This is a genomic window from Kitasatospora sp. NPDC093558, assembly GCF_040683475.1.
GTDB lineage: Bacteria > Actinomycetota > Actinomycetes > Streptomycetales > Streptomycetaceae > Kitasatospora.
On sequence record NZ_JBFBDY010000512.1, the window covers coordinates 1 to 4,650 of the forward strand.

Here is a 4,650-nt window from a genome sequence, read left to right on the forward strand (position 1 = left end):
GGTTCGGCGTGTAGGCGGCGGCCATCAGCAGCGCCGTCGGCACCGCCGCCATCGCCAGCGCCCGGCCCCGCAGCCGCACCCGGACGGGCACCCGCGGCGCGGCGTGCCGCCCGGACCGCTGCGGTTGGTCGTCGGTGGCGCTCACCGTGCCTCCTTGGGGTCCACAGCCGCGGTCTGCTCCGCCGGGTCGGCCTGAGCCGGCAGCTTCGCGGTCGGCGCCTCGGCGGTGGGCTCGGCGGCCGTCTCCGCGGACGACTTGGCGATGGCGGCCTCCGAGGCAGTGCCCTTGGCGGCGTTCTCGAACTTGGCAGCGCTCTCGGCCTTGGCGGCGCTCTCGGGCTTGGCGGTGCTCTCGGCCTTGCCCGCCTCGGCCGCGTCCGGCTCGGGCAGCGGCGCCCAGGCCATCATCAGGCCGCCGCCGATCAGGCCGGGCAGGATCGCCAGCCCGAAGCCCCCCAGGTTGGAGACCGGGATCGAGACCAGCGTCAGCAGTGTGGTCGCGACGCCCGCGAAGAACCGCACGGCCGGCTGGAACCAGGCGGTCAGCCCGAGCACGAGCAACAGCACGCCGATGATCAGCGAACCGGCGCCTGCCGTGGTGGCCATGGTGACGGACATGCCGCCCAACGAGAGCTTCGCGTACGGGAAGTACATGATCGGGACGCCGGCGATCATGGCCAGCAGGCCGCCGTAGTACGGCCTCGTCCGACGGAAGGTACGGAACACCCGGCGCAGCCACTGGGCGGGGTTCTCGTGCTCGGCGGGTCGGTACTCGGCAAGGGCGCTGGACACGATGGAGCTCCTCGATGGTGTGAACGAGGGATGACAGGGTGGGTATCCGGGGTCGGCGAACTCGCCGCCCCCGCCCCCCGGCAGGTGCGGTCCGGGCGGCGGACCGGTTCCGGTCCGCCGCCCGTCAGCGACCTAGAAGCACTCGCCGGTGCCGTCGGTGTGCAGCTGGAGCTTCAGGCCGTTGAGCGTGAAGGTGCCGGCCGAGGTGGCCCAGGCCTGCTGCTGCACGTTGGTCAGGTCGGCCTTGTCGGCGGCCTGGGCGAAGCCGACCGAGCCGGTCGGCAGGCCGCCGAGCTTCGAGTGCCAGCCCTGGGTGGCGGTGCCCTTGAGGGTGGAGGCGTCCTGGCCGATGTTGATGTTGGTGAAGGTCGCGTCCGCGTTCAGCTGGTCGAGGTCGATCAGCAGGTTCTTGGCCTGGACCTGCTTCGCCACGTCGTCGCTGTTGCCGGCCTCGAGGCGCAGGGTGATCTTCGGCAGCTTCCACGGCAGGCCGGGGATGACGTTGGGGTCGGTCACCACGGACTGGCACAGGCCCTTGATCGTGGCCGAGTCGAAGGCCGAGATGGCCACCGGGTGCGGGGTGCCGTTCTGCTCGGCGTCGATCGACCCGAACTGGGCGAAGTTGGTGCCGTGCAGCTCCTGCGTGGTGACCTTGAAGCTCTGGCCCGAAACGCTGAACGAAGCGGCCAGGGCGTTGTTGGCCATGGCGGCGCCCACCGCGGCGGTGGCCGCGATGCTCGGCACCATCACCAGGGCGAAGCGCTTCCAGCGGGTCTTGCCGTAGGTCTTGGACATGCGAGTCCTCCTTCTGGGACGTACATCTCCGGCTCCCCGGCGGCGCCTCCCGCGCCGGTGGGGGCCTGGGATGGGAGAGAGCTACGTCCTCGGTAGCGGAGAGCGCCTTGGGCGTCGTCGGACGCGGGAGCGGCCTGCGTAGAGCGGCACTCCCGTCCCTGGACCGGCCGTCCTTGTGGGGCGGCGGGCAGGACCGACGACATCGGCGATCACCCCCGAGCGACAACCAGCGACCGCGCAGGGCACGCGGCCGGTCGAAGGACAGGAACCGCCGTGGGACCGCGGATACCCCCCTGCCCTCCCTACCGCCGGCCGGAACCGGCGGATCACCCGGTGGGGATCCCGCGCTCCCCGTGGCCGACCGGCTGTCGGGGGAAGGAGTCTGGGACCGGGCGTGGCCGATCGTGCTTGAATCCCGGGCGAAGCACAAGAGGTGCCTTACTGACGGGTAATGCAACAGTCGATGACGTTGATCATGGACTTGGCCGAATCTGCACCGTGCGTGACATCGTGCAGGAATCGCGATGGCGAAATCCCCCGGAAACACCGCCGAAACACCCGTGGGTGGTCACACTTGGTGACCACCCACGGGTGAAATCAAGATTTGGTAAACGTCGGCCGGGTTGCCCGGATTGTCGCCAAATCACCAGCGACACCGCAGGTCACCCGCCGTGCCAAACGGCTCGTGCGGCACACGGCTCGTACGGCACGCGGCTCGTACGGGACACGGCTCGTACGGGACACGGCTCGTACGGGACACGGCTCAGAAGAGCACGCGCGCCAGCCCCGCCCGGGCCACCACGACGCGCGGGTCCTCCGCGCCGATGACCTCGAAGAGTTCGAGCAGGCGCAGCCGGACGGTGTCCCGGTCGGCGCCGAAGGTCTTGCCGACGGTGTCGATCAGGCGTCCGAAGGCGTCCTCGACGTGACCGCCGACCAGGTCCAGGTCGGCCGCCTGGAGCTGCACCTCGACGTTCTTCGGGTCGGCCGCGGCCGCCGCCCGGACGGTCTGGAGGTCCAGTCCCTCGACGCGGTGCAGGAGTTCGGCCTGGGCCAGGCCCAGCTTGGCCTCGGTGTTGCCGGGCTGCTCGGCCAGCACGTTCTTGTAGGCCTGGATGGCGCCGCCGAGGTCACCGCGGTCGAGCGCGTCGTGCGCGGCGGCGAGCGCCGGGTCCTCGAAGCGCTGCGGGGCGCCGGCCGGGCCGGACTCGCCGTCCGCGGCGCCGGGGGCGCCCGAACCGCCGACGATGCCGAAGCGCTGCTCGGCGACGAGGATCAGCTGGTCGAGCACCTTGCGGACGTTGGCCGCGCTCTCCGCGCCCTGGAACAGCGGCACCAGCTGGCCGGCCACGACGGCCATCACGGCCGGGATGCCCTGGATGCCGAACTGCTGGGCCAGCATCTGGTTGCTGTCGACGTCGATCTTGACGAGGACGAACCGGCCGGCGTACTCCTCGGCCAGGCCCTCCAGGATCGGGCTGAGCTGCTTGCAGGGGCCGCACCACTCGGCCCAGAAGTCGATGACGACGGGCACCTCGGCGGAGCGCTGGACGACCTCGGTCTCGAAGGTGTCCTCGGTGACGTCGATGACGAGCTGGTAAGCGGGCTCGGCGGGGGCGATGCCGGCCGCCTCGGCGGCGGCGGCCTGGCGGGCCCGCTCGGCCCGCGCCTGCTCGGCCTTCTGGGCTGCCTCACCGGCCGCCTTCACGGCGGCGAGGTCGACCGCACCACGCAGGGCGGAGCTGTTCTGACGCGAATTCCGTGGCTGCATGGCACCATCCTCCCCCGTTCGCGCCGCCCGCGAGCACCAACCTCGGGAAAGTCGCCCCGCGCGGGCTGCGCGGTGCCGTTCCCCGGAGCCTCGTGCACTCCCCCAAGTAGCCCTGCCACCTCCGGTGCGGATCCCCACCCGCACCCGCGCCGCCCCTGTCCCACAGGAAGCGGCGCCCGGTTGTCACTGCTTTCGCTACGAGTCGTAGCGTAACTGGAGCCGGGGCCCCGCCCGCAAGCCCCACCGCCCGTTCCGCGACGTGACCTGTCCCACTTTCGCGGACCGCCCGGCTGTCCGAACCGCCGGACAGTCGCTACCGTTACCAGCCCCACCCAAGTTACTTACCAGTAAAACGTGCAAGGAGGCCCGGTGCCGGCCGCCCAGCCCCCCGTGAGCCAGCCGACCGCCGCGATCCCGTCCGCCGCGGCGCTGCCGGCGGCCCCGGGCGCCCCGGCGGAGGCCGGCGCGGCCAGGGCCAAGGGGCGCCCCCGCAGCGCCGCCGCCGACCTCGCGATCCTCGACGCCACCCGCGAGACGCTCGCCGAACTCGGCTGGGGCGGGCTCACCATGGGCCACGTCGCCACCCGTGCCAAGGTCGCCAAGACCACGCTGTACCGCCGCTGGCCGTCGAAGAACGAACTCGTCGTGGACGCCGTCGCCAGCCTCTTCGACGAGCTCGTGATGCCCGACCTCGGCAGCCTGCGCGCCGACATCGAGGCGGTGGTGGCCCAGTTCGCCGACCTGCTGGCCCGGCCCGAGACCCAGGCCGCACTGCTCGCCCTGTTCGCCGAGGGCACCCGCGACCGGCAGCTGCGCCGGCGGATCCGGGAGGCCATCGTCGACCCGCAGAAGCGGCTCGTCCGCCAGGGCCGGGCGGCGGCCCAGGCGCGCGGCGAACTCGCCCCGGACACCGACCCGTCGACGGCCCGCGAGGAGATCGACATCATCTTCGACACCATCGCCGGAACGGTCGAACACCGCGTCCTGGTCAGCGGCGAGCCGATCACCCCCGAGTGGACCCGCCGCTTCACCGACCTGCTCCTCGGCCCCCTGACCATCAACTGAGACGACCCCTTTGCGCAGAAAGTCGTCCAGGCCGACTTTCTGCGCACAAGGCGGGAGAGCTGTGGGCCAGTCGCAGTTTGTTTCGCCGCCCCGCCGGACGGGTCCGGCGGGGCGGCGGAACAGCAGACGGTTCACGGGCGGATGCGAACTCAGGACATGGTGGCGGGGGTGGTGGGGCGGTGGATACTGCCCACACCAAACACGCCGACGGGGGGGGGCCGGCGGGT

At 71.9% G+C, this 4,650-nt stretch carries 4 protein-coding genes; 1 reads left to right on the plus strand and 3 read right to left on the minus strand.

Annotated elements, in window-relative coordinates; all coding sequences use genetic code 11:
* Nucleotides 1-141 precede the first annotated feature (141 nt).
* From AB0O00_RS30320 to AB0O00_RS30330, 3 genes are all read right to left on the minus strand, one after another.
* Complete coding sequence (locus AB0O00_RS30320; RefSeq protein WP_363657173.1) at nt 142-792, minus strand: DUF6114 domain-containing protein; 651 nt, start codon at nt 790-792, stop codon at nt 142-144.
* A gap of 132 nt (nt 793-924) precedes the next feature.
* Nucleotides 925-1,587, minus strand: a complete 663-nt coding sequence (locus tag AB0O00_RS30325; protein ID WP_363657175.1) for a DUF6230 family protein — start codon at nt 1,585-1,587, stop codon at nt 925-927.
* A gap of 763 nt (nt 1,588-2,350) precedes the next feature.
* A complete protein-coding gene (locus tag AB0O00_RS30330) occupies nt 2,351-3,358 on the minus strand; it encodes a tetratricopeptide repeat protein (protein WP_363657177.1) in 1,008 nt (335 codons plus the stop codon).
* 429 nt (nt 3,359-3,787) lie between these two features.
* Here AB0O00_RS30330 and AB0O00_RS30335 point away from each other — a divergent pair, with 429 nt between their 5' ends.
* Nucleotides 3,788-4,423, plus strand: a complete 636-nt coding sequence (locus AB0O00_RS30335; RefSeq protein WP_363657179.1) for a TetR/AcrR family transcriptional regulator — start codon at nt 3,788-3,790, stop codon at nt 4,421-4,423.
* Nucleotides 4,424-4,650: the final 227 nt, after the last annotated feature.